The sequence below is a fragment of the Thiocystis violacea genome, from assembly GCF_016583565.1.
GTDB classification, from domain to species: domain Bacteria; phylum Pseudomonadota; class Gammaproteobacteria; order Chromatiales; family Chromatiaceae; genus Thiorhodococcus; species Thiorhodococcus violaceus_A.
On record NZ_NRRF01000198.1, the window covers coordinates 1 to 1,390 of the forward strand.

The 1,390-nt window shown below is 60.0% G+C and carries 1 pseudogene; it reads right to left on the reverse strand.

The annotated features are described in order from the left end of the window. Positions 1 to 1,249: pseudogene (locus CKO23_RS24710) on the reverse strand (hypothetical protein); the annotation flags it as partial. Positions 1,250 to 1,390 lie beyond the last annotated feature (141 nt).

The window sequence follows — 1,390 nt, forward strand, 5'->3', positions numbered from 1 at the left end:
AGTCGTCTGTATTCCGCTTTAAAGTCTTTGAAGGGTCGCGCAGAACGCATAATATCGTTTTTTCACCTTCCGGAAACCCAATATGCCGCTTAATAAGCGCGTCTGGATACCATATTAAATGGCTATAGTTGATGCGATGGACCCGTTGCTGATTGTCCGGGGTCTTCTCGATGATGATCTCACGCCATTTTTGGGGGACCACGCCATCGATCGGTACGTCATCGACCAGGTAGTACACCTGCGGACTGTCCCGATGACGTTTGAGTACTTCCAACGCAGCGATGACGGGGCGATGCACGGCGTTGTTGGATTGGAAACGCAGCGCCGTCAGAACCGGCAGAAGCATCCGCCGATAGTGATGGCCGTAGGAGGAGCGCATCTTCTCCTGCACTTCACGATCGAAATCGAAATCCGTCGCCGCAAATTCGGTGACCAACTCCTGTAAGGTCTTCGGGCTGACCACCGGATAAACGACCTCCTGGACGAGTCCTTCCGGCTGATCGAGGGCGGCTTGAGCCAGCTTGAATAGGAGACGCGCCTTGCCCCGGACCTTCTTGAAGGCGGCAAAGTGGCGCTGGTCGATCTTCTTCTCGGCGCGGATGCCGAGGTGATGGATGATCTGGACGAGCAGGTCGATCAGAACGTCGGTTAACTGCTGGCGCCGCCGCCAGCAGAACATCGCCACCAGGCTGTCGCGGATCGTCGGTGGATGGCGCCGAAGCTCGTGGGTCGATTCGGTCGCGCAGCGTCGGCAGGCCCGGTCCATGAACTTGGCGGGGACGCCCAGGAAGACCTCGGCCGTCAGACCGATCTCGTCGATGCGCTGGAGCTTGGCTAGGCCAGCCAGGAGACTGTTCAGGTTGGGTTTGCCAGGGTCGGTCTTGATCTGTGCCAAAGACACCTTGGGAGTTGGGTGGGCCTCGTCGGTGTCCGATTCGGGTTCGTCGTCGGTCAGCCAGCGCGCGATCGCGGTTCGGCTGGCGTCGGTCAAGCGCGCCACGATGGTGGTCTGTTGCCGCGCCTCGAAGTCATGAACCGTGGAGCGGATGAGCCGATCGAGATGATCCAAGGCGGGCGGTTCGAGGTGTCGGAGCCGACACCAATTCAGTGCCGAGTCGCGCCCGTGGCGAGCGTCGGGATCATGCGGCAGAACCTCGTCGGTCAGCCATTGGTTGCGCCAGGCAAAGCCTGGAAGGAGAGGAAGATAGCGGACGGATAAGCGAATCGGAAACTCCTTGTTGCGGCCCACCGGGTGAAAGTCCCGAGCCGGTAAGGATTGGCCATCCACCGGAACCGAGTGTGGCGTGGTTCGGGAGTGATCCCGGCTGCGAAGCGAACACAGGGGGCGTGTAGGCTGTGTGATAGAGCCCCGAAACTGATGCCAGCGGAG